Annotated in this window: 3 protein-coding genes; 1 reads left to right on the top strand and 2 read right to left on the bottom strand. The window is 58.1% G+C overall.

Annotated features, from left to right (window positions below; translation table 11 throughout):
• Positions 1–75: 75 nt before the first annotated feature.
• Positions 76–447, bottom strand: coding sequence for a hypothetical protein (locus ACOSYY_RS17080; RefSeq protein WP_421664007.1), 372 nt, complete (start codon positions 445–447; stop codon positions 76–78).
• A 180-nt stretch (positions 448–627) separates the two neighbouring features.
• Positions 628–1,464, bottom strand: a complete 837-nt coding sequence (locus ACOSYY_RS17085) for a hypothetical protein (RefSeq protein ID WP_421664008.1) — start codon at positions 1,462–1,464, stop codon at positions 628–630.
• Positions 1,465–1,505: 41 nt separating this feature from the next.
• Between ACOSYY_RS17085 and ACOSYY_RS17090 the strand changes: the two genes are divergently transcribed.
• Positions 1,506–2,346: ChaN family lipoprotein (locus ACOSYY_RS17090; RefSeq protein WP_421664009.1), on the top strand; the 841-nt coding region annotated here is incomplete at its 3' end.

The following is a 2,346-nucleotide window of genomic DNA, read 5'->3' on the forward strand; positions in this document are numbered from 1 at the left end:
TCTGGAAACGGTCAATTATTCAAGCTTTTCCGTCTCCTATGCCATCGCGTCATGAGAGGGCTCGGGATGGGAAGCTCACGCGGGAACCATGGTGAGAAACCATGGGGGAACTTCTTCAGTCATGGAAGCGAACTTCCGGGCGGTGCTGCTCGCCGGAATGCCGGGGAAGGTGGCGCCTCGGCTGATGCGGATATACCGGAAATGATCGGCAGCGCCCTCCATGAGGGAAGATGAGCTCGACCGGAGATAGTGACGCCGAAGGGCCACCACCTCGGCCAAGTCGATCGATTCGCCGATCGGCAAACCGGCAAGAGCATGATACACCTCGCCGAAGATTGTCGGCAGATTGGCGGAATTAAAGGGTTGTTCCGTCGGACGATGGCGCGAGTCCTCCAGCAATTGCGCCAGCAGTTCCCAGAACACCTGCGAATCCACGGCCCCCAGCACACACAGGAGTCCGCGACGGGCGAGCAGTCTCAAGAGAGTGAGGGGGCCGACGATCTCGAACTTCCACGGAGGGAAAAGAAGCGAACGGCCGGCATGCCGGACTTCGAGGGCTTGTTCTTTGCCGAACCTTGTCCGCTGAAACGTGCCCTTGGTGCGCTCCAGCTCACTGCTGATGAGTGTCTAGGAAAGCCTGGTCGGCTCATAGGCGAAGGTCGGTGTGGCCGGCGCCCAACAGGTGGCGACGGCATATCGCGGGGCCAGCAGTCCCTGTTGCTCCAGCTCTCCACGTTCAAACATGTCTTGATTGCCGAAGAAAGAGAAGGAAAGACGTTCCTTCCGCTGTAACGTCTGCAGTCTTTCCGGATTTGCGTGAAGCGGACCGCCCAGTTGAGAACGGGGATCGAGTCGATCCAGGCAGTGGACGATGAATGGCCGTTGTTGTTGCTGGAGCTCGGGGCCGTACATGCCGACTAACTCTTCGGCAAACGAGAGATCGCCGGCCCCGATTTCCAATACGGATGCCACGTCAATGCGACGAAGGAAGTCGAAAGGGTTCTCGAACTCGCGCACGACTTCTTCAACCTCTTTACTCGATAGACGAGGCACCGGCCACTTCGAGGTGGCTGTGGGCACCAGCTCAAAAAAGACGGCCAACGCGCGTAAGGCCTTCGCCCGTGGAAGGCCCGTGACGGACTTGAGGACTGCTCCGTCGAGATCCTGAACCTGGCGCGGCTCGTCTTCCTCGAAGAGGCGCAATAGCCGATCTTTCACGGAAGCCGGAAGATCTTTGCCACGAACGGCCTCACACAGTCTCGCGATGGTGGAAGGAAAGGTGGTCTCTTCCAACAATTGTTTTGATGTCTCCCATTGTCCGGGAAACCGGCGCGCGCGGACACTCACGGCGCGGCGGAATTCAGCGAGTGGGTCGGAACTCATGAAGCGTGGTCGGCTATGCGTGAGAGGATCACCAAGGACTGCTGGATGCGAAGCATAGTCATCTTCAAACTTCAGCGTCAAGTCCGCTTGTTCACGCTTGTTCGGTATGGTAGGAGTGGTTCATGAAATCACCATTCCTGTCGGCCGACCCGCTGGCCTGGCGCCCGGCCGCCATACTGCGCTCGCTCGTGGCTCTGCTGATCTTCTCGATCGGGTGTGCGGGTGGTGAACGCGGCGGCTACCTGGATGGCGGCGTCGATGAGGGATGGCAACCTTGGCAGATCCTTGAGACTCAAACCGGCCGCGTGCTCCCGTTTTCAGAGTTCATCACGATCGTGGAACGACACGACATTGTCTCCCTGGGAGAGGAACATCACAATCCGTACCATATCCAAGCAGCGCTGAAAGTGTTGGGTCAATTGGTGGCGGATGGCATTCAACCCACCATCGGAATGGAGATGTTCGGCTGGGACGGCCAGCCGGCCCTCGACGATTATGTCACGACCACTCAGCCGGTCACGAACGAGTTTTTGGAGCAGGTGCGCTGGAAACAAAATTGGGGTGGAGCATTCGAAGACTACGCGCCATTGGTGACGTTTGCTCGCGATCGGCAGTTGTCCGTCCGGGCAATGAACCCACCCAAACCTTTGATTCGTCGCGTCGTGAAAGTGGGGTTCGATCAAGCCAAGCAAGAGTCTGAATGGGCGCCCTGGGGAATTCTACAGGAGGATATCGTTGACGACCCAGCGTACCGCGAGAGGATTATGGATCAGTTGAAACGATGCCACGGTGGAACTGAGGAGCACTTCCGGACGATGTATGAGGCGTCGATGGTCCGGGATGAGGGCATGGCCAGAACCCTGGCAATCAGGCTAGACGAGTTTCGTCGCGAGAATGACGGCCCCCGTCGTATGATCGTAAGTTACACGGGAGGAGGGCATGTTCAATATAATCTTCCCGTGC

The sequence above is a fragment of the Nitrospira sp. BLG_2 genome, from assembly GCF_049222245.1.